This window comes from Psychroserpens sp. S379A (assembly GCF_049800755.1).
Lineage (GTDB): Bacteria > Bacteroidota > Bacteroidia > Flavobacteriales > Flavobacteriaceae > Psychroserpens.
This window is the reverse complement of the sequence record NZ_JBNAFQ010000004.1, coordinates 144,844-165,126: the sequence shown is the minus strand read 5'-3', so window position 1 is coordinate 165,126 and position 20,283 is coordinate 144,844. Positions and strand designations below refer to the sequence as shown.

Sequence of the window (20,283 nt, the reverse complement as noted above, 5' to 3'; positions counted from 1 at the left end):
TCTAAAAATTTTCGACTACAAAGATACGAAGTATTCTTTTAAATAAATCTTAAGAAATAAGATACCACACGCTAAATCCTACTAAGAAGATTATTCCTAAAATACTCAATATATGTAAGCCTTTTGAAGGTCTCCATGCTTTAGGAGTATGTTTACTTGAAATGAGTAGGTAATTAATTATGGCATAAAAAGGCGCTGTTAAAAATGAAAGTATTGTGGCTATTTTTATAAGTAAACCCATTTCCGAAGCAAAACAAAAAAAGATAATTATTGTTCCTGCAGATAAAATTAAAATCCAAAATAAATAGCCTTTTTTGAATACATTACCTAAAAGAAGTTGTGATGTTTTAGCCATGGCTCTCGGAGAAGCATCTAAGGTGGTTAATGTAGTGCTAAACATGGTTGTGAAAGCTGCAATACCAACAAAAATGAAAGCCCAATTACCTAAGCTTTGTGTGTACATATCGAGTAATTGATTCGCAAATTTTCCAGCAGAGTTGTTAAATGTTGTTCCGCTTTGAAACATAACTAGTGCGCCTAAAGCTACAAATGCAATTCCTAATATAATTGTGCCAATATAGCCTACATTAAAGTCGAATAATGCTGATTTAGGAGAAAATTCTCCAGACGTTTTTTTCTTTTCAATAGCCCAAAGTGAATGCCATACAGAAATATCTAAAGGCGCAGGCATCCATCCCATAAATGCAATTAGGAAGGTGATTTCTACACTGTTTTTTGGAAGTAACTGTTTTAATGCTATCGCGTTGGTATTGTTAAACAAAGCAAAACAAACCGCAATGATGGTGCTTAAAGTAAGCGTTACAATAATGATTTTTATGAGTTTATCTAGGAGGTTGTATTTTCCAACAAGCAACAGCATTAAACAAACTCCTAAAATAATCACAGTCCATGTTTCAATATTAATAGCGTCTCCAAAAAGCGAAGAAGCTATTCCAGCAGTAACAATTGTAACTGCTGTTTGTATGGTAAACATCGTGGCGAATGTTAAAATGAAATATGCAATAAGAACTGGTTTTCCGAGTTTTTTATAACCATCTAATAATGATTCACCAGTTGCTGAAGCATGTCGAGGTCCAAATTGAAAAAACGGATATTTAAAAAGATTGACCAAAAGCAAAGCCCAAATTAAGCCAAATCCAAAATCTGCTCCAGCTCTAGTAGATTGTACCAAATGTGATACACCAATAGCAGCTCCAGCAAATAGTAAACCAGGTCCTATTTTTTTAAGACTAAAAGTCATTATTCTTTTTTAATAATCTCAGCTAAAAGTTTTTTTGCTCTAAGTAACTTCACTTTGACGTTATTCATGGGTTCGTCAAGCTGTTGCGCAATTTCTTTATAGCTAAGCTCTTGAAAGTATCTTAAGTTAATGACTTCTTGATAATGTGGTTTTAATTTTTTGATATCGCGAAGTAATTTTGCAAGATTTTGTTCAGTAATTAAGATGTCTTCAGGTGAAGGTGATTCGTCAATAATACCATGAAAATCATCGTCTTGATTACTATTAGCTGTATGTGAAATTGACGACTTTTGTTTTCGAAGTAAATCGATATGAATGTTTTTAGAAATGGTAATCAACCAGGTTTTAAATTCATAGTTGTCGTTATATGTATGAATTTTGTCAAATGCTTTAGAAAATGTTTGAATGGTTATGTCTTCAGCATCATTTTCATTTTCAGTACGTTTCAATTGAAATCCGTAAACGCTATTCCAAAAGTTATCGAGCAAAAAATTAAATGCTATTTGGTCTTTGTTTTTTGCTTTTTGAATGGCTTCGTTTACTTCCAATGCTTTGGTTTTGATATCAAATTTTTTATAAAGATAAAGAATTGAAAGGCAATTAAGAATATTTCAAGAAACGGACTTAAAAACGGAAGGTCTTTTTCATTCAGTTTTTTTGAAGCTAAATAGAGATTAGTAAGTTGCACTAAGAATCTTAAAATAATTAAGCCTAAAACGATTTTCCAATTAAACATTAACGTCATTAAGGTAATCGCTAGTGTCCAAAATAAAAGTTGCGAACAATAAAATGTAGCTAAGAAGAATTTGTGTTTTGGTTTATAATGGTTTGCAGTGCTTATATGTCTGCGTTTTTGAAGCATCCATCCTTTAAGTGTCTGTTTTGGAACAGATTCAGTAAAGCTTTCATTTGTAAGGCATATTGTGGTGTTTGTTGCATTTGCAACTTGATTAATGAATAAATCATCATCACCAGATTTTATATGCATATGTTGCATGAATCCATTAGCTTCGAAAAATTGTTCTTTTCGGTAAGCTAAATTTCTTCCAACTGCCATATAAGGTTGCCCTAATTTGGCATACGATAAATACTGAATTGCTGTTAGAAAAGTTTCATAACGAATCAGTTTGTTTATAAAAGAACCTTTAATTTTTTGATAAGTACCATAGCCAAGTACAATGGTTTTTTTGTTAGAGAAATGCGCACTCATATCTCTAATCCAGTGTTTAGATAAAGGTTTGCAGTCGGCATCAGTAAATAATAGAAAGTCATTAGTGGAAGCTTTAATGCCTAAAGTGAGTGCATATTTTTTGTTTCCCCAAAATTTCTCAATAGGTTTTACATTAACGATTTTTATATTGTCATGTTTAAGTTTGAAGTCCTCCATGACATCTAAAGTATCATCAGTAGAATTGTCATTAATGAGAATAACCTCAAAACTTGGATAGTCTTGAGTAAGAATTGATGGTAAGAATTTTGTTAGGTTTTTAGCTTCATTTTTAGCGCAAATAATTACTGAAACTGAAACGTTTTTCGGTTTAGGTTTGGTAGCTTTATAATTGATAAAGCTATTGAATATAATTCCGTAAAATAAAACTTGAATACCTACTGCAACGATAAATACGTAGAATGCTACTTCAAGAATAATCATTAATGATTAAGAGTGTTGAGGTTCGTTGCAATTTTCAAATTGATCAGGAGTTTTTCCACAAAATCCGCAAGCTTCACCTTCTTGATTTAGCATAGGGTTTTGGCTTGCACATGTTCCTGCAAATTTTCCATCTTTTTTTGCCCAAATTTTAATGGCAATTCCAGCCACACCTAAACTTAGAAGTATTAATGTGATGATGACGAGTTTCATAAATGAACGATTAAAAATTTAGTGCAAAGATACAATTTTTCGCATGTTTAACGAACAATATATAAGATAGTCTTGTACTTGCAAGAAGGTTTTGTACTTGTTTGTTAATTAAATTGTTAGTGACTTTTTAACAGTTCTAGTGTCTTAATTAGTAATTATTATAAATTTAAATTCACTAACTAATACTTTTATCACTTATGAAAAAATTATTTGCAGAGTTCTTCGGAACATTTTGGCTAGTTTTTGGCGGTTGTGGTAGCGCGATTTTTGCTGCTGCATTTCCAGAACTAGGAATTGGTTTTGCTGGTGTTGCATTGGCCTTTGGTCTAACAGTTTTAACGATGGCATATGCTGTTGGTCATATTTCTGGAGGACATTTTAATCCTGCTGTTTCTTTGGGTTTATGGGCTGGAGGAAAGTTTTCTGCTAAAGACCTTGTTGGTTATATTGTTGCTCAAGTTGTTGGTGCAATAGCAGCTGCTGGAGTTTTGTATGTTATTGTTACTGGTAAATCTGATTTTGTAGATATTGGAGGTTTTGCTTCAAATGGCTATGGTGACTTATCTCCTGGAGGTTATAGTATGATGTCTGTGTTAATTGCAGAATTTGTATTAACAATGTTTTTCTTGCTTATAATTTTAGGAAGCACTAATGTTAGAGCTCCTAAAGGATTTGCTCCAATTGCTATTGGACTAGGGTTAACGTTAATACATTTAATTAGTATTCCAATTTCTAATACATCAGTTAATCCAGCACGATCTACAAGTCAGGCGTTGTTTGCTGGAGGAGAATTTACAGCACAATTATGGTTGTTTTGGTTGGCTCCAATTGCAGGTGCCATTGTTGCAGGATTTGTTCATAAAGCAATGTTTGATAAAGAATAAATTATTTATTTGATTTTAATATAAAAAGCCACTTTTGACTATCAAAAGTGGCTTTTTTGTATAAGTACTATTAATCTTATCTTTTGTTATTTAAATCAATTTCTGCAACAGCGCTATCTGCAACAGCTTCATTTAAATGGTCTTTTTGTTCAATTGTAATACTTAATGCTAAAGCATCTTTCACGTAAGGAACAGATTGAAGTTGTTTTTGTGAAGCATCTAAAATTCCTAAATGAACCATTCTATCTTGCATCTCTGCCCAAAGTTGGTATGTTTGGTTTTCTGGTAATTGAGGTAAAGATACTACATCAATTAATGAGGTTTCTTCTACTGGATTAATATAAGCAACAGTTTTTAAATCTTTAGCGCGATCATTTCCTCGAAACACATATTTTTCAGTTTCAGGATTGTTGAGTTTCATAAACTCATGCATTAAATTGTCTAGTCTTTTATTGTTCTCTTCAATATCGCTTCTTAAGTCAAAAATTTCATCAACAACAACTTGGTTTTCTTTTAATAAAGCTTTGTTTTGTTCGCTTTTAATGTAAAAACCACCAGCGCAAATTAATGCTACCATACTAGCAGCAATACTGTACCAAGGTGTTTTGCGATGCTTTTTGTCTAATTTGATTACTGGAGTTTCTTTTTCAATATCGTTTAAGACATTGTTTAAAACAAATTTAGGCGCTTCTACTGCATTAGCTTTAGCGATAATTTCAAGATTATCTTGTAATCTTTCGTATTCACTTCTCACTTCTGCATAAGTGTCAATGTAGTGCTCTACTTTCAGACTTTCTGAAGTAGAGGTTTCATCTAGTATATACTTGTCAAGTAAACCAGATTGAAAAAAAGTATGTAGTTTTTTTTCCATAAGTAATATTTTTAAGGATCATAAACTTTTTTAAGTTCCCGTAATCCTATTTTTAATCTAGACTTAATCGTACCTAAGGGAATATCTAATTCGTCACTTGCTTCTTGTTGTGTCATGCCTTCAAAAAAGAGGGCTTTCAAAACAATTTGGTACTTTTTATCTAATCTTGCCACATGCTCTTTTAAATCTAATACATCTTGATTTAAATTCGCTGTTGGTAAGATATATACGTTTGATTTATCAATTTGGACTTCTTTATCGAATCTGTTATTGAAGCTTCTTAATTTGTCAATAGCTGTGTTTTTAGCAATTCGATATAACCAAGTAAATAATTTTGCTTTTTTAGAATCGTATTTTTTGGCATTTTTCCAAACCTTAACAAAAGTTTCTTGTAAAGCATCTTGAGCAATTTCTTCATTTATGGTCACTTTTAAAATCACACCATACAAACTATCTGAATAATGTTCATAGAGAAGCCTTAGGGCTTTTTTATCGCCTTTTTCTAATAGTTGTACAATTTGTTGTTCGATAGAAGTGCTCAAAAAAATAAATTATGTTAAAATTAAATTTTAAATGATCTAAATATACAGCTATGTTCGTATATAGTATAAGTTTGGTAAAGTTAATTAAAAATTAGCGTAATAATAATGTTAAGATTGTGTCTGTAGGAACTAAACTTTCTTTCTAAAGAAATTGATTAATAGCTTTTTCATGTTTCTACAGTAAGACTAAAGCCTCAATATATTGAGGCTTTTTCTTTATATAATATTTACTTCGGCTTCAATATTAATATCAAATAGACGCCAAACTGTTTTTTGAATGAGTTTTGATAATTCTAAAATGTCATTTCCTGAAGCATCACCATAATTCACAAGAACTAATGCTTGTTTTTTATGTACACCATAATTACCTAGAGTTTTTCCTTTAAAGCCTGAAGTTTCAATGAGCCAACCTGCAGGAACTTTAATTTCATTTTCTGAAATTACATAATGTGGAACCTTTGGGAAATTATTTTGAAGTTTTAAAAATGCATCTTTAGATATAATTGGGTTTTTAAAGAAGCTTCCGCTATTGCCAATTTTTTTAGGATCGGGTAATTTACTTTGTCGTATAGAAATTACAGCTTTTGAAACCTCTTGAATGGTAGGTTCAGAAATACACATGTGTTCTAATTGAGCAGCTATTGCACCATAATTAGTGTGTAATACGTGATTTTTTGAAGTTAATTTAAATACAACATTTAAGATGATGTATTTTCCTTTGGCTTCTTGTTTAAATATCGAATTGCGATAATCAAATTTGCAATCTGAATTTGTAAATGTTTCAATTTCTAAAGTATCAAGATTTAAAGCTTCGCAAGTGTGGAAAGTATCTTTCAGTTCTACACCATAAGCACCAATATTTTGAATTGGACTTGTGCCTACATTTCCAGGAATGAGTGATAGATTCTCCAAACCGCCAAAATCATGTTTTAAAGTCCAAAGCACAAATTCATGCCAATTTTCTCCAGCATTAGCTCTAACAAAAACAGTGTCTTCAGTTTGAGAAATAATAGTCTTGCCTTTTATATTGATATGTATAACAAGCGCATCAACATCTTTAGTGAGTAGCATATTGCTTCCACCTCCCAAGATAAATTTAGGCGTATTTGTTTCAGAAGTATATACATTTTTTAATTCAGCAACAGAATCAATAGAAACAAACCGCTTAGCTTTTGCTTCAATACCAAACGTATTATAAGCTTTTAGAGATATGTCATTTAGAATTTGCACTAGTCTTTGTAAACTTTAAGGGCTTCTTTTAAAATATTTACAGATTTGATCAAGCTTTCTTTATTTAAAACGTACGCAATTCTGATTTGATTTAAGCCAACTCCTGGAGTACTGTAAAAACCTGCAGCTGGAGCAACCATAACCGTTTCACCATCAACGTCAAAAGATTCTAATAGCCATTGCGCAAATGCATCAGAGTTTTTTATTGGTAATTGAGCGATGCAATAAAAAGCACCTTTTGGGTTTGCGACTTGTACACCTTCTATGTTGTTAAGTTCTTCAATAAGAACATTTCGTCTTTCAACATATTCATTAATGACATCATCGAAATAGCTTTGTGGAGTTTCTAAAGCAGCCTCGCTGGCAATTTGTGCAAGAGTAGGAGGACTTAATCTGGCTTGAGCAAATTTTAAGGCAGTTTTAATAACCTCTTTGTTTTTAGATACCAAGCAACCAATACGAGCACCACACATGCTATATCGCTTAGACACAGAATCTATAACGATAGCGTGGTTTTCTAAGCCTTCTTCTTGTAGTATGGAATAATGGTTAACTCCATCATAGGCAAACTCTCTATAGACTTCGTCTGCAATTAAAAACAAATCATGTTTTTTAACTATTGCAGCTAATTTTTTGATTTCTTCTTTTGAATAGAGATAACCTGTTGGGTTTCCTGGATTACAAATTAATATTGCTTTTGTTTTTGAAGTGATTAATTTTTCAAATTCTTCAATTGGAGGTAAAGCAAAATTATTTTCAATTTTAGAGATTACAGGGACTACTTTTACACCAGAAGATGTTGAAAACCCATTATAATTTGCATAAAATGGTTCTGGAATTATCACTTCATCATCAACATCTGTAATACTACCAAAGGCAAAAAGTAAAGCTTCACTACCACCAGTTGTAACAATGATATCATCATGCTTTACATGGATGTCATTTTTAGCATAATAATTAGCTATTTTTTGGCGATAACCTTCAGAACCTTCAGAACGTGTATAAGCCAATATATCTAATGAGTGGACTTTTACAGCGTCTAATGCAATTTGAGGAGTTTTGATGTCTGGTTGACCTATATTTAAGTGGTATACTGTTTTACCTTGTTTATATGCATTTTCAGCAAAAGGCACTAGCTTTCTAATAGGTGATTCTGGCATGTCTTGCCCTTTTTTTGATATTCTTGGCATAATGAAATTATTTATGTGGTAAAGTTCTGAAAATTATCTTAAAGTTTATTTAAAAAATACATCTAAAAAAGCGACTTATAATTAAGATTTGTAAATTGAAGTAATTATACCTCAACCAATGATAAAAAAGGAAGTATTATTACTATTTTTAGTTTTAACTATAAATTTTTCCTTTTCACAAGGCCAGTTTGACTTACCAGGTTTAGAGAAAGATAAAATTCGTTTTGATCTTGTTGGGAATTTGATTGTTATTCCAGTAGAAATTAATGGAGTCGAATTGTCTTTTGTTTTAGATACTGGAGCTAGTAAGCCTATTTTATTTAATTTTACTAATATTGATTCGCTTCAAATAAATAAAACTGAAACTATTTTATTGAGAGGGCTTGGAGGAGGACAACCAATTCAAGCTATTAAATCAAAAAACAACTTTTTAGCTATTGGTAAGGCTATAAATGTTAATCAAGACGTGTTTGTTGTTTTTGATAAAGAATTAAATTTTACGCCTAGGTTAGGTAGACCAATTCATGGTATCATAGGTTTTAGTTTATTTAAAAATTTTGTTGTTGAAATTAATTATTCATCAAAGTATTTAAAGCTTTTCAAACCAAGTGCTTTTCGGGATAAGAACTGTAAAAAATGTGAAGTATTTAATTTGTCATTTCATAATAATAAACCCTATATAGATGCACAAGTAAAAATAGATAATCAATTTAAACCTGTTAAGTTATTAGTTGATACAGGTAGTAGTGATGCACTCTGGCTTTTTGAAGACAAATCTTTAGGCATTGAGCCTCCCAATGAAATGTATTTTAATGATTTTCTTGGAAAAGGATTAAGCGGAAATATATATGGGAAACGATCTAAAGTAAAGACATTTCGTTTAAAAAGATTTGAGCTAAATGACGTGAATATAGCTTTCCCTGATTCAAGTGCCATAAGTCATGCTAGAAGGTTTACTAAGCGAAATGGTAGTATTTGCGGAGATTTATTAAAGCGATTTAATTTAATTATAGATTATCAAAATGCTAAGCTAACAATAAAGAAAAATAGTAAGTTTAGATTACCATTTTATTATAACAGAAGTGGTATTGTAATAGAGCAGAGAGGATTTATTGTTGTTAAAGAAGAAGTTAATTCAAATAATTTAAACTATGATTCTTCAGATTACTCCTCAAACGTCGAAATTAGTATTGCAAGCTATTTTAATTATGCAGCGAAACCAGCTTATACAATAGTTGAGATACGTAAAAACTCTCCAGCTGAAAGAGTAGGTTTGAAAAAAGGAGACATTATATTAGCTATCAATGGTAAGGAAACTCATACATTAGAACTTCAAAACGTTATCGCTTACTTTAAATCAAAATCAGGAAAGCTTATAAGTTTGAAAATTAATAGAAATGGTTCAATTTTTTTATTTAAATTTAGACTAGAAGACGTCTTTAAACAAAAAGAACTCCCTTAAAAAGAGAGTTCTTTATCATTAATGAGTTGAGCGTTATTATTGTTCCATAACACTTTTATCTTTTTTCTCTAGTGGATTTTTTTTGCTAGAATCTACGACTAAACCTTTAATTTTTAGAGCTACACTAGGAGTTTCTGCATTAGATGTTACAGTAATGGTCTTTCTAATAGGATTAACTCTATTAGTGTCATATTTAACAGAAATTTCTCCTGTTTCTCCTGGCATAATTGGTCCATCAGGTTTTTTTGGCACTGTACAACCACATGTCGATTTTACTTTAGAAATAATCAAAGGAGCATTTCCAGTATTAGTAAATTTAAATACTCTAACGCCATCAGATCCTTTCTCAATGGTACCATAATCAATTACTTGGTTTTCAAATTCTATTTTTGCAACCTTTTCTTGAGCTGAAACACTCAAACTTAGTAAACCAACAAATAAAATTAATATTACATTTTTCATCATTCAAATTTTAAATTGATATAATCAAAACTACTTACTTTTTAACTTTCTGCAAAATTAATTAGACATAATGCAGCATTAATTAACACTATCTAAGCTAAATCTATTAATAATATATCGACTTTAATTTCGCAAAAAAAGAAATATAAGTACTTTTGTCAGTCATAAAGCAAAAACAATACCAAAGCATGAGCATACCAGCAAAATATTCAGCATCTAATGTAGAAAGTAAGTGGTATAACTACTGGATGGAACATAATTATTTCCATTCTGTTCCAGATGAACGTGAACCTTATACCATAGTCATTCCTCCACCAAATGTAACAGGAGTATTGCATATGGGACATATGCTTAATAATACCATTCAAGATGTGCTTATTCGTAGAGCACGTTTGCAAGGTAAAAATGCATGTTGGGTTCCTGGAACAGACCATGCGTCTATTGCTACTGAAGCTAAAGTAGCTGCAAAGCTTAAAGCTCAAGGTATTGATAAAAATGACTTAACTCGCGAAGAATTTCTTAAGCATGCTTGGGATTGGACTGAAGAATATGGAGGTGTTATTCTTGAGCAGTTAAAAAAGTTAGGGTGTTCATGTGATTGGGATCGTACCAAATTCACTATGGATGACGATATGAGTGAAGCTGTTATCAAGGTTTTTGTTGACTTATACAACAAAGGTTTGATTTACAGAGGTTATCGAATGGTAAATTGGGATCCTGAGGCTAAAACAACCTTATCTGATGAAGAAGTAATACATGTAGAACAACAAGGCTTGCTATATTATTTAGAATATCAAGTTGAAGGCAGTAATGAGAAATTGACCATTGCAACAACACGTCCAGAAACAATTTTTGGAGATACAGCAATATGTATTAATCCAAATGATGAACGTTTTCAGCATTTAAAAGGAAAAAAAGCAATTGTGCCAATCTGCGGAAGAGTGGTTCCAATCATTGAAGATGAATATGTAGATATAGAATTCGGAACAGGTTGTTTAAAAGTAACACCTGCTCACGATGAAAATGATAAAGTTTTAGGCGATAAGCATAACTTAGAAGTTGTTGATATTTTTAATGAAGATGCCACTTTAAATAGCTACGGAATGCATTTTGAAGGTCAAGATCGTTTTGTGGTTAGAAAAGCTATTGCTAAAGAGTTAGAAGCTTCAGGAGTTATTGTTAAGACTGAAAATCATATTAATAAGGTAGGAACTTCAGAAAGAACAAAAGCTGTTATCGAACCTCGTTTAAGTGACCAATGGTTTCTTAAAATGGAAGATTTAGCTAAACCAGCCTTAGATGCTGTGCTTACTAATGGAGATGTGAAGTTATATCCTAAGAAGTTTGAAAATACATATAGACATTGGATGGAGAATATTCGTGATTGGAATATTTCCCGTCAATTGCGTTGGGGACAACAAATTCCTGCCTATTATTATGGAGATGGAAAAGAAGATTTTGTAGTTGCTGAAACTAAAGAAGAAGCTCTAGAGTTAGCTAAAACTAAGACATCAAATAAGGGATTAACTCTAGAGGATTTGCAGCAAGACTCAGATGCACTAGACACTTGGTTCTCGTCTTGGTTATGGCCAATGAGTGTGTTTGATGGTATTCGCAATCCAGAAAATGAAGAAATTAAGTACTATTACCCAACGAACGATTTAGTGACTGGTCCAGATATTTTGTTCTTTTGGGTAGCTCGTATGATTATTGCTGGTTATGAGTATAAAGGGCAAAGACCTTTTGAAAATGTATATCTTACAGGATTAGTAAGAGATAAGCAACGCCGCAAAATGTCGAAATCTCTTGGTAATTCTCCAGATGCCTTAAAATTAATTGACGATTATGGAGCAGATGGTGTAAGAGTTGGATTGTTGTTGAGTGCTGCTGCAGGTAACGATTTAATGTTTGACGAAGACCTCTGTAATCAAGGTAAAGGCTTTGCTAATAAAATATGGAATGCGTTTAGATTGGTACAAGGTTGGGAAATTAAAGATATTAAACAACCTGAATCGTCTAAAATTGCGTTAGAATGGTATCAAAACAAATTTCAAAACACTTTAGCAGAAATTGAAGATCATTACAGTAAGTATAGACTTTCAGATGCTTTAATGAGCATGTATAAATTGATTTGGGATGATTTCTGCTCTTGGCTTTTAGAAATGATTAAACCTGCATATCAACAACCTATTGATGCTAAAACGTATGCTTCAGTAATTGCGATTTTTGAAAATAACTTAAAGATTTTACATCCATTTATGCCATTCTTGACCGAAGAAATATGGCAACACATTACTGAGCGTCAGCCTGAAGACGCACTCATAATTGCTGAATATCCTAAAATTACATCATTCGATTCGGAGTTGGTTTCAAGTTTTGAAACCATTAAAGAGATTGTTTCGGGTATTAGAACGATTAGAAAAGAAAAAAATATTGCATTTAAAGACATTGTTGAATTAAAGGTTTTAAACAACGAAAACCTAGATGCCAAGTATGATACAGTAATTTCTAAAATGGGAAATATTTCTCAAATGAGTTCTGTGGCTGAAACTGTTGAAGGCGCTTTAACCTTTAGGGTAAAATCTAATGAATATTTTATTCCTATGGAAGGCAATATTGATGTTGAAGCTGAAATTCAGAAACTATCTGAAGAACTGAAATATACTGAAGGCTTTTTGAAATCAGTTCAAGGAAAGTTAAAAAATGAACGTTTTGTCAATAATGCTCCAGAACAAGTAGTGGCTAGTGAACGTAAAAAAGAAGCCGACGCTTTGGCTAAAATTGAAACTTTAAAGTCTAGTTTAGCGAGTTTGAAATAAATAATGTCATTCAGAAGGAGCCTAGCGACTGAAGAATCTCTTTATAAAGTATAGACTTCTCGATAACTACGTTACATATTTTCATTTCAGTAATGCTCGAAATGACACTAGTTTATTATATCTAGTGTTCAAAACAAAAATGATAAATGAGATTAAATTGTTGTTATTCAGAAGGCGTGTAACGACTGAAGAATTTCTTTATAAAGTATAGATTTCTCGGCTTAACTCGAAATGACAAAATGATCATTACCATTCATTTATTTTATTACTATCAAGCTTCACAAATATGAAAAGCAAGATGGTAAAACCCCAAAGTCCTGAACCTCCATAACTGAAAAATGGAAGCGGAATACCAACCGTTGGTATTAATCCCATAACCATTCCTGTGTTTATCGTAAAATGAATGAATAATATGGAAGCCACTGCATAACCATAAACCCGACTAAATTGAGATTTTTGAGATTCGGCCAAATACAATATTCTAATAATAAGCGCTACAAAGAGAATGACGACAAAAGAACTGCCTAAAAATCCCCATTCTTCGCCAACTGTACTAAAAATATAATCGGTTTCTTGTTCTGGAACAAATTTTCCAGTAGTTCGTGTGCCTTCTAGAAAGCCTTTACCAGAAAATCCTCCAGAACTAATTGCTTTTTCAGATTGAATAAGGTTATAAGCTTCTTCTTTTTTCATTTGCTCTAGCTTAACTGGATCTTTTTCAAGTCGCAACCAAAGACTTATTCTGTTTTGCTGATGAGGTTTTAAAACGTGATTATAAAATAATTTCACACCAGAAGAAAATACAATGCAGATGCCAAGAATAACTACAGATTGTATAATTGTTGCTCGTTTTTTTCTTCGGAAGAAATAGATTCCAAAAATAATTACAGCAGTAATAATTGCAGTAATTATAAGACCAAATTTTAAAGCTAAGACTGCTAATATAATACCCGAAAAAGCAATAGCTAAATAGATTTGTTGAAGGCCTTCTCGATAAAATACAAAAAAGAAAGAAGCATATACTAAGGTACTTCCAGCATCATTTTGTAATAAAATTAATAGCGCAGGAACTACAATAATAGCAACAGCTCGTAATTGATCCCTTAAGGTGTTCATGTCTGTTTGTAAATCGCTCATGTATTTAGCAACAGCTAAAGCAGTAGCAAATTTGGCAAACTCACTAGGCTGTATGGTCATACTACCTATTCCGTACCAAGATCTTGCGCCATTGACATCTTTTCCGAAGATAAATAACCCAACAAGTGCTAACATGGCGACAATATATATGATACTCGCAAAGCGTTCATAAAATTTGGCTTCAATCGAAAGGATTAATACAATCAATACAAATGATAGTCCGATAAATACTAATTGCTTTCCATAAAGCTGATTCATGTCAAAATAGCTTTCAATATTACCAATATGAGATGCAGACATAATGTTTAACCATCCAAAGCCTACTAATAGTAAAAACAAAATAATGATGATCCAATCAAATTTAAAACCTCTATGATGCTCTCTATTCATTGTTATTGGTTTGGTTGATTAGAATATTTGTCTTGAGGAGCAATGACTTTTTCGACGACTTGAAATGAAGTTTCACCATTAATTTTAAAAGGTTTGCCAGAGTAAGGTTTGGCATATTCATTTTCAAGACTATGAGTTAAAATCCAGTCTTCTAAATCTGTTCTTGTTACTTTTCCTTTAATGTATTTTTCAATCATTAAACTTGCCATGCGACCGGCAAAGCGACTTCCCCAATATCCATTTTCTACAAATACAGCTATGGCTATTTTAGGATTGTCTTTAGGAGCAAAGGCTACAAAAATAGAATGATCGGTTAGTTGTGTTTTTACGCTGTCAATTTCTACAAAATTTTCGGCAGTACCAGTTTTTCCACAAATGTCAATACCTGGAATTCTTATGGATGTAGCAGTTCCTTTATTGTAAACATCAAACATACCTTCAATCACAGGTTCAAAGTGACGTTTGTCTATTGTTGTCTGTTTTGGTGTTGTGTATTTACTTGGAATGGTATCATTTTCAATAGCTTTTATAATATGTGGTGTGTAATAATAACCTCGATTTCCTATAGCAGCTGCCATGTTTGCTAGTTGAATAGGAGTGGCTTCAACCTCACCTTGTCCAATAGCATTAGAGATGTTAAACGTAGAACCCCAACGATTGTCACCATAAGCACGATCGTAATAATCACCATCAGGAATTCGTCCTGGTCGTCCAACCGAAAGATCATTATTAAGAAAATCGCCTAATCCAAAGCTCTTAGCGTGTTTAGCCCAATTATTCATCGCATCGCCAGGATCATCATATTTGTCTATAATTTTTCGATAGATAGATGCAAAATAAGCATTACAGGATTGTGCAATGCCATCATTCATGTTAACTGGGCTTTTATGATGGTGACATCCCATTTTTCGATTACCATATTTATAACCCATTCTGCAACTCACTCTGTCTTTAGTGTCAACCACACCTTCTTGCAAAGCAATAAGTGCGTTTATTACTTTAAAAGGAGAGCCAGGAGGATATTGAGCAAGAAGACCTCTGTCAAATAAAGGTTTTGCAATAGAATCGAAGTGTAGTTTATTGTAGTTTTTTGAGCGTTCTCGACCAACAAGGATGTTTGGGTTATAACTTGGACCAGTAACCATAGTTAGAATTTCTCCACTACTTGGTTCAATGGCGACAATACCACCACGTTTGTTGGTCATTAGTAGTTCGCCATATTTTTGTAGTTCAGAATCAATTGTGATGGTGATATCTTTTCCTGGTTGTGGTAAGGTGTCAAATTTACCTTCTTTATAAGGACCAATATTTTTGTTGAACCTGTCTTTTTGAATAAATTTAATGCCTTTTACACCACGTAAAACCTTTTCGTAAGATAGTTCAACACCTTGTTTGCCTATTAAATCACCCATTTTGTAATATTGATCTTTTTCAATATTTCGTCGATTTACTTCGCCAATATCACCTAAAACATTAGCTCCTATTGAAGTTTGGTAATCTCTAAGGGAACGTTTTTGAATGTAGAATCCGTCAAATTTTCTCATTTTTTCCTGAAGTACAGCATAGTCTTTTTTGGAAAGTTGTGGTACAAAAACAGAAGGTAAACGAGGCGAATAATGGTACGCTTTACTGTAAATTCTCTTAAAATCTTCTTTTGTAATTTTAAGTAATCTGCAAAATTCTAAAGTGTCTAAAGGTTCAACTTCTCTAGGAATGACCATCACATCGTAAGATGGTTGATTGGCAACTAAAAGTTTTCCGTTTCTATCATAAACATAGCCTCGTTTAGGATAATGATATTCCTTTCTAATGGCATTATCTTCATACAAGCTGTAAGCTTCTTTATTGTACACTTGTAAATAAAACAAACGTGCAATAAATAAGAGTCCTACTAAGATTACAGTTAATAAGAGTAGAAGTTTTCTCATCGTTGTTTTCGACTAAAAAGTACAGAAATTAATATACAAAGTATCAAGGTAAATACACTAGAAAATAACGTCTTTTTCAGAATTAAAAGTATGTTAGAGATGTTAAAAATTTCTAATGAAAATAAGATGAGATGATGGAGAATGATTAAGATTAGAAAGTAAATCATTCTATTACCAAATTCAGTATTGCTAAACTTAATGTTTTGATGTTCGTAAACCATTCCGAAAGCAAATTTTAAAATTGGAGGTCTTGCAAAAGCAATAGCTACACACGCAGCTGCATGCACACCTCCAGAATCTGAGAATATATCTACAAACAATCCTAACATAAAACTTAAGAAAATAAACAATACGCGATTGTTGTTGATTGGAAATAAAAGTACGAAAAGAATATATGGATAGGGATTTACTGAACCTATAAAGTTGATATGGTTAAATATCAAAGCCTGTGCTAAAATGAGCACTACAAACCTAATGATGCTATTGATATTTAAGCTATTCATTGATTGGGTTTTCTAGTTGTTTTATTTCTTCAGCATCTAAATTTTCAATAATATACACATGAGAGAGAGTCGTCATGTCATTAAAAGGCTTAATATTAACTGTATAAGTGTCTCCTCCAATATCTATTACGAAATCTTCAACTGTTCCAATAGGAATTCCTTGCGGAAAAATAGAAGATTGTCCACCTGTTACAATAGTATCTCCTTGTTTGATAGGTGCAAATTTTGAAATGTCTGTGAGTTGAATTACAGACGCAGATTTTGCATCCCAAACTAAAGAGCCAATATGATTAGAAGATTGTAGTTGTGCATTGATTTGACTCTTTGTATTTAAAATGGAAAGCACTCTGGCATATCCATTAGATGTATTATCAATGATACCAACGATACCTTGTGATGTAATAACTGCCAAATCTTCTCTAAGTCCATGTTTTTCTCCTTTATTTATGGTTAAATAGTTTTTTGAAGATGTATAATTATTATTAATGATTTTAGCTGTTGTAACCTTGTATCGACCATTAAAAGTAGTCGTGTCTATCCTTGAACTTTCACTAATAATTGAATCTGTACCATTTAAAATTTGAGAGCGTAAGATTTTGTTTTCTTCAACAAGAATCTCGTTTTGTGTTTTTAAATCGAAGTAGTTTGAAACAGAACTTGCACTTTCATAAATGCCACCAGTAAAGAAATTAGCCGAATTGATAAACTTACTTTTATGGTACGAATGCGATTGAATCGTTAGCGCAATAGAAACAGAAAACAACAGCAGAAACAAAAGGGAAGTTTTGTTTCTAATGACAAAGTTTATAATCTGTTGCATGTTAAGTAGGTATTCTCAGTTATTTAATCAATACACTTTTAAATTTAGGTAAGTTCTTCAGTGTAATTCCTGTTCCTCGAACAACAGCTCTTAAAGGGTCTTCAGCAATATAAACAGGTAGATCTGTTTTTTGAGATAAACGTTTGTCTAGTCCACGTAACATCGATCCACCACCTGCAAGGTAAATTCCAGTATTGTATATATCTGCTGCTAATTCTGGAGGTGTTTGTGATAAAGTTTCCATCACAGAATCTTCAATTCTTAAAATCGATTTGTCTAGCGCTTTTGCAATCTCACGATAGGAGATTTGTACTTGCTTTGGTTTTCCAGTTAACAAATCACGACCTTGAACACTCATTTCTTCTGGTGGAAGGTCTAAATCTTCAGTAGCTGCACCAATTTGAATTTTAATTTTTTCAGCAGTACGATCACCAACATAAAGGTTATGTTGTGTTCGCATGTAATAAATAATATCATTGGTAAACACATCACCTGCAACTTTAACCGATTTGTCGCAAACAATTCCACCAAGTGCAATGACTGCAATTTCTGTGGTTCCACCTCCAATATCTACAATCATGTTTCCTTTTGGTTGCATAATGTCAATGCCAATACCAATGGCTGCAGCCATTGGTTCATGAATAAGATATACTTCTTTGCCATTGACACGCTCACAAGATTCTTTTACTGCTCGCATTTCTACTTCAGTAATTCCTGAAGGAATACAAACCACCATACGTAAAGCAGGTGTAAATAATTTCTTTTTTAACGCAGGAATGTTTTTAATGAACATGCTTATCATTTGCTCAGATGCATCAAAATCGGCAATTACACCATCTTTTAATGGTCTAATCGTTTTTATGTTTTCGTGCGTTTTTCCTTGCATCATGTTGGCTTCTTTTCCAACAGCAATAATTTTTCCTGAAATTCTATCTCTGGCAACAATCGATGGACTATCAACCACCACTTTGTCGTTATGAATAATAAGCGTATTCGCAGTTCCTAAATCTATGGCTATTTCTTCGGTTAAGAAATCAAAAAATCCCATGTGTTATTTTAATATTATAAGGGCGTTATTGTATTCAGTTATTGGTCTTTTGTAAATGTAGTAAAACTTACTAAATATTTACGTTTTATTTTTATTTCAATTTATATGAAAGCTAAGTGTTTATCATTTTATAGTTAAACGTAAGCTTTTTACTTTTGGATGTTTGAGATTGAAAGATTTTTTTTCAATCCTTTATACATAGTTATAAAAGTGTTTTTGCTGCCTTTTGAGTGCAGTCGAAAAATGTCAACGGCATTTTAAACGTATATGAGATTCTTCAATTTTATCAAAAAGACATTTTTAAAACATCTTTTCTAATGTTTAAAATGACGTGTTCCTGTCATAACCATTGCCACATTGTTTTCGTTACAATAATCTATGGTTAATTGATCTTTAATAGAACCACCTGGTTGTATTACAGCAGTAATTCCAGCGTTATCTGCAATTTCTACACAATCTGGAAACGGAAAAAATGCATCGCTAGCCATTACTGCACCTTTTAAATCAAAATTGAATGATTTCGCTTTATGAATGGCTTGATTAAGTGCATCTACACGACTTGTTTGACCTGTTCCACTTGCGCAAAGTTGTTTGTTCTTTGCTAAAACAATTGTATTTGATTTGGTGTGTTTGCAAATTTTTGAAGCAAATATTAAATCTTCTAACTCACTTTCGCTAGGTTTACTATTTGTAGCGTTTGTCAAATCTGAAAGACGATCCGTTTTATTGTCTTTATCTTGAACCAAAATACCATTTAAGCAAGTTCTTACAGTTGTTTGTGGGAAGTCTACATCATGTAAAACAAGTAAAATTCTATTTTTCTTTCCTTTTAAAATGTCTAAAGCCTCTTCAGAGAATGAAGGTGCAATCACGACTTCACAAAATAACGAATGAATTTCTTCAGCTGTTGTTTTATCAATTTCAGTGTTGGCTATTAAAATGCCACCAAATGCCGATACTGGATCACCAGCTAACGCATCAATATAAGCTTGATGGATCGTGTCACGTTGTGCAAATCCGCAAGCATTGTTGTGTTTCAAAATTGCAAAAGTAGGAGCTTCATCTTTAAACTCATTCATTAAATTTACAGCAGCATCTACATCGAGCAAGTTGTTGTAACTTAATTCTTTTCCGTGGAGTTTAGTAAATAAGTCATCAAAATTTCCGAAGAAAAATCCGCGTTGATGAGGATTTTCGCCATAACGTAACACCTGACCCTTAGTTTCGCTAATTTTTAAAGATGTAATCTCATGATTGGCATTAAAGTAATTAAAAATAGCCGAATCGTAATGCGAAGACACATTAAACGCTTTAGCAGCAAAACGTTTTCTATCAGCTTCAGAGGTGTCTCCATTTTTAGATTGCAATAATTCTAAGAATTCTGAATAATCTTCAACCGAAGATACACAAACTACATCAGCATAATTTTTTGCTGCAGCTCTAATTAGAGAAATACCTCCAATATCAATTTTTTCAATAATATCTTGATTAGAAGCTCCAGAAGCTACTGTTTTTTCAAAAGGATACAAATCCACAATGACTAAGTCAATTTGCGGAATGTCAAAATCAACCAATTCTGCCACATCACTTTCGTTATTTTGACGATTTAAAATGCCTCCAAAAACTTTAGGATGTAAGGTTTTTACTCGACCTCCAAGAATTGAAGGATATGATGTGACATCTTCAACTGGTATAACATTTATACCAAGATCTTTAATGAATTTTTCGGTACCACCTGTAGAATAAATGGTGACGTTTTGCGCGTCAAGTTCTTTTACGATAGGCTCTAAACCTTCTTTACTAAAAACTGAAATTAATGCAGATTTAATTGCTTTGTTGTTACTCATTGTTGTGTTGTTGTAGATAGGTTTCTAA

18 protein-coding genes are annotated in these 20,283 nt (G+C 32.3%); 3 read left to right on the top strand and 15 right to left on the bottom strand.

Going from position 1 to position 20,283, the window contains the following annotated elements:
* Window positions 1–49: 49 nt before the first annotated feature.
* From ACP15M_RS11445 to ACP15M_RS11430, 4 genes are read right to left on the bottom strand one after another with little or no spacing between them, the layout of a single operon-like run.
* Complete coding sequence (locus ACP15M_RS11445; protein WP_425077344.1) at window positions 50–1,261, bottom strand: Nramp family divalent metal transporter; 1,212 nt, start codon at window positions 1,259–1,261, stop codon at window positions 50–52.
* The gene (locus tag ACP15M_RS11440) at window positions 1,261–1,809 is read right to left on the bottom strand and encodes an RNA polymerase sigma factor (RefSeq protein ID WP_425077343.1); all 549 of its coding nucleotides are present in this window, start codon (window positions 1,807–1,809) and stop codon (window positions 1,261–1,263) included. Before ACP15M_RS11440 ends, ACP15M_RS11445 begins: the two co-directional genes overlap by 1 nt.
* Entirely contained in the window at window positions 1,800–2,912 is a 1,113-nt protein-coding gene (locus ACP15M_RS11435) for a glycosyltransferase (protein WP_425077342.1), read from the bottom strand. The genes ACP15M_RS11440 and ACP15M_RS11435 overlap by 10 nt, the downstream gene beginning before the upstream one ends.
* A 6-nt stretch (window positions 2,913–2,918) precedes the next feature.
* A complete protein-coding gene (locus ACP15M_RS11430; protein WP_425077341.1) occupies window positions 2,919–3,122 on the bottom strand; it encodes a membrane or secreted protein in 204 nt (67 codons plus the stop codon).
* 197 nt (window positions 3,123–3,319) lie between these two features.
* Between ACP15M_RS11430 and aqpZ the strand changes: the two genes are divergently transcribed.
* Window positions 3,320–4,006 (top strand): aquaporin Z, encoded by a 687-nt coding sequence (gene aqpZ, locus ACP15M_RS11425; RefSeq protein WP_425077340.1) that lies wholly within the window; start codon window positions 3,320–3,322, stop codon window positions 4,004–4,006.
* Window positions 4,007–4,082: 76 nt separating this feature from the next.
* Here the strand turns inward: aqpZ and ACP15M_RS11420 are convergent, their stop codons facing one another.
* From ACP15M_RS11420 to ACP15M_RS11405, 4 genes are all read right to left on the bottom strand, one after another.
* The gene (locus tag ACP15M_RS11420; protein ID WP_425077339.1) at window positions 4,083–4,877 is read right to left on the bottom strand and encodes an anti-sigma factor domain-containing protein; all 795 of its coding nucleotides are present in this window, start codon (window positions 4,875–4,877) and stop codon (window positions 4,083–4,085) included.
* A gap of 11 nt (window positions 4,878–4,888) precedes the next feature.
* Window positions 4,889–5,419 (bottom strand): RNA polymerase sigma factor, encoded by a 531-nt coding sequence (locus ACP15M_RS11415; protein ID WP_425077338.1) that lies wholly within the window; start codon window positions 5,417–5,419, stop codon window positions 4,889–4,891.
* A gap of 216 nt (window positions 5,420–5,635) precedes the next feature.
* Complete coding sequence (murB, locus tag ACP15M_RS11410) at window positions 5,636–6,649, bottom strand: UDP-N-acetylmuramate dehydrogenase (protein WP_425077337.1); 1,014 nt, start codon at window positions 6,647–6,649, stop codon at window positions 5,636–5,638.
* Window positions 6,649–7,839: a pyridoxal phosphate-dependent aminotransferase gene (locus tag ACP15M_RS11405; protein WP_425077336.1), complete on the bottom strand. Its 1,191-nt coding sequence runs from the start codon at window positions 7,837–7,839 to the stop codon at window positions 6,649–6,651. Before ACP15M_RS11405 ends, murB begins: the two co-directional genes overlap by 1 nt.
* A gap of 118 nt (window positions 7,840–7,957) precedes the next feature.
* Here ACP15M_RS11405 and ACP15M_RS11400 point away from each other — a divergent pair, with 118 nt between their 5' ends.
* On the top strand, window positions 7,958–9,301 hold the full coding sequence (locus ACP15M_RS11400; RefSeq protein ID WP_425077335.1) for an aspartyl protease family protein: 1,344 nt from the start codon (window positions 7,958–7,960) through the stop codon (window positions 9,299–9,301).
* Between the two features lie 36 nt (window positions 9,302–9,337).
* Here ACP15M_RS11400 and ACP15M_RS11395 read toward each other — a convergent pair whose 3' ends face one another.
* The gene (locus tag ACP15M_RS11395) at window positions 9,338–9,763 is read right to left on the bottom strand and encodes a DUF1573 domain-containing protein (RefSeq protein ID WP_425077426.1); all 426 of its coding nucleotides are present in this window, start codon (window positions 9,761–9,763) and stop codon (window positions 9,338–9,340) included.
* A 188-nt stretch (window positions 9,764–9,951) separates the two neighbouring features.
* Here ACP15M_RS11395 and ACP15M_RS11390 point away from each other — a divergent pair, with 188 nt between their 5' ends.
* Window positions 9,952–12,582, top strand: a complete 2,631-nt coding sequence (locus ACP15M_RS11390; RefSeq protein WP_425077334.1) for a valine--tRNA ligase — start codon at window positions 9,952–9,954, stop codon at window positions 12,580–12,582.
* A gap of 246 nt (window positions 12,583–12,828) precedes the next feature.
* Here ACP15M_RS11390 and rodA read toward each other — a convergent pair whose 3' ends face one another.
* From rodA to purH, 6 genes are all read right to left on the bottom strand, one after another.
* Entirely contained in the window at window positions 12,829–14,109 is a 1,281-nt protein-coding gene (gene rodA / locus ACP15M_RS11385) for a rod shape-determining protein RodA (protein ID WP_425077333.1), read from the bottom strand.
* 2 nt (window positions 14,110–14,111) lie between these two features.
* Window positions 14,112–16,037 carry a penicillin-binding protein 2 gene (gene mrdA, locus ACP15M_RS11380; RefSeq protein WP_425077332.1) on the bottom strand — a complete coding sequence of 642 codons (1,926 nt, stop codon included), beginning with the start codon at window positions 16,035–16,037 and terminating at the stop codon, window positions 14,112–14,114.
* Window positions 16,034–16,540: a rod shape-determining protein MreD gene (locus ACP15M_RS11375; RefSeq protein WP_425077331.1), complete on the bottom strand. Its 507-nt coding sequence runs from the start codon at window positions 16,538–16,540 to the stop codon at window positions 16,034–16,036. Before ACP15M_RS11375 ends, mrdA begins: the two co-directional genes overlap by 4 nt.
* Window positions 16,533–17,360: a rod shape-determining protein MreC gene (gene mreC, locus ACP15M_RS11370; protein ID WP_425077330.1), complete on the bottom strand. Its 828-nt coding sequence runs from the start codon at window positions 17,358–17,360 to the stop codon at window positions 16,533–16,535. Before mreC ends, ACP15M_RS11375 begins: the two co-directional genes overlap by 8 nt.
* Window positions 17,361–17,379: 19 nt before the next feature.
* Window positions 17,380–18,408 (bottom strand): rod shape-determining protein, encoded by a 1,029-nt coding sequence (locus tag ACP15M_RS11365; protein ID WP_033960946.1) that lies wholly within the window; start codon window positions 18,406–18,408, stop codon window positions 17,380–17,382.
* Between the two features lie 314 nt (window positions 18,409–18,722).
* Window positions 18,723–20,255, bottom strand: coding sequence for a bifunctional phosphoribosylaminoimidazolecarboxamide formyltransferase/IMP cyclohydrolase (gene purH, locus ACP15M_RS11360; protein WP_425077329.1), 1,533 nt, complete (start codon window positions 20,253–20,255; stop codon window positions 18,723–18,725).
* Window positions 20,256–20,283: the final 28 nt, after the last annotated feature.

What these genes read in the sequence shown, in the direction of transcription:
- ACP15M_RS11420 (WP_425077339.1), bottom strand. Translation starts at nt 4,877, where the DNA reads ATGGAAAAAAAACTACATACTTTTTTTCAATCTGGTTTACTTGACAAG.
- ACP15M_RS11400 (WP_425077335.1), top strand. Translation starts at nt 7,958, where the DNA reads ATGATAAAAAAGGAAGTATTATTACTATTTTTAGTTTTAACTATAAAT.
- ACP15M_RS11445 (WP_425077344.1), bottom strand. Translation starts at nt 1,261, where the DNA reads ATGACTTTTAGTCTTAAAAAAATAGGACCTGGTTTACTATTTGCTGGA.
- purH (WP_425077329.1), bottom strand. Translation starts at nt 20,255, where the DNA reads ATGAGTAACAACAAAGCAATTAAATCTGCATTAATTTCAGTTTTTAGT.
- aqpZ (WP_425077340.1), top strand. Translation starts at nt 3,320, where the DNA reads ATGAAAAAATTATTTGCAGAGTTCTTCGGAACATTTTGGCTAGTTTTT.
- ACP15M_RS11405 (WP_425077336.1), bottom strand. Translation starts at nt 7,839, where the DNA reads ATGCCAAGAATATCAAAAAAAGGGCAAGACATGCCAGAATCACCTATT.
- ACP15M_RS11435 (WP_425077342.1), bottom strand. Translation starts at nt 2,912, where the DNA reads ATGATTATTCTTGAAGTAGCATTCTACGTATTTATCGTTGCAGTAGGT.
- ACP15M_RS11365 (WP_033960946.1), bottom strand. Translation starts at nt 18,408, where the DNA reads ATGGGATTTTTTGATTTCTTAACCGAAGAAATAGCCATAGATTTAGGA.
- ACP15M_RS11375 (WP_425077331.1), bottom strand. Translation starts at nt 16,540, where the DNA reads ATGAATAGCTTAAATATCAATAGCATCATTAGGTTTGTAGTGCTCATT.
- ACP15M_RS11430 (WP_425077341.1), bottom strand. Translation starts at nt 3,122, where the DNA reads ATGAAACTCGTCATCATCACATTAATACTTCTAAGTTTAGGTGTGGCT.
- mrdA (WP_425077332.1), bottom strand. Translation starts at nt 16,037, where the DNA reads ATGAGAAAACTTCTACTCTTATTAACTGTAATCTTAGTAGGACTCTTA.
- ACP15M_RS11390 (WP_425077334.1), top strand. Translation starts at nt 9,952, where the DNA reads ATGAGCATACCAGCAAAATATTCAGCATCTAATGTAGAAAGTAAGTGG.
- ACP15M_RS11395 (WP_425077426.1), bottom strand. Translation starts at nt 9,763, where the DNA reads ATGAAAAATGTAATATTAATTTTATTTGTTGGTTTACTAAGTTTGAGT.
- mreC (WP_425077330.1), bottom strand. Translation starts at nt 17,360, where the DNA reads ATGCAACAGATTATAAACTTTGTCATTAGAAACAAAACTTCCCTTTTG.
- rodA (WP_425077333.1), bottom strand. Translation starts at nt 14,109, where the DNA reads ATGAATAGAGAGCATCATAGAGGTTTTAAATTTGATTGGATCATCATT.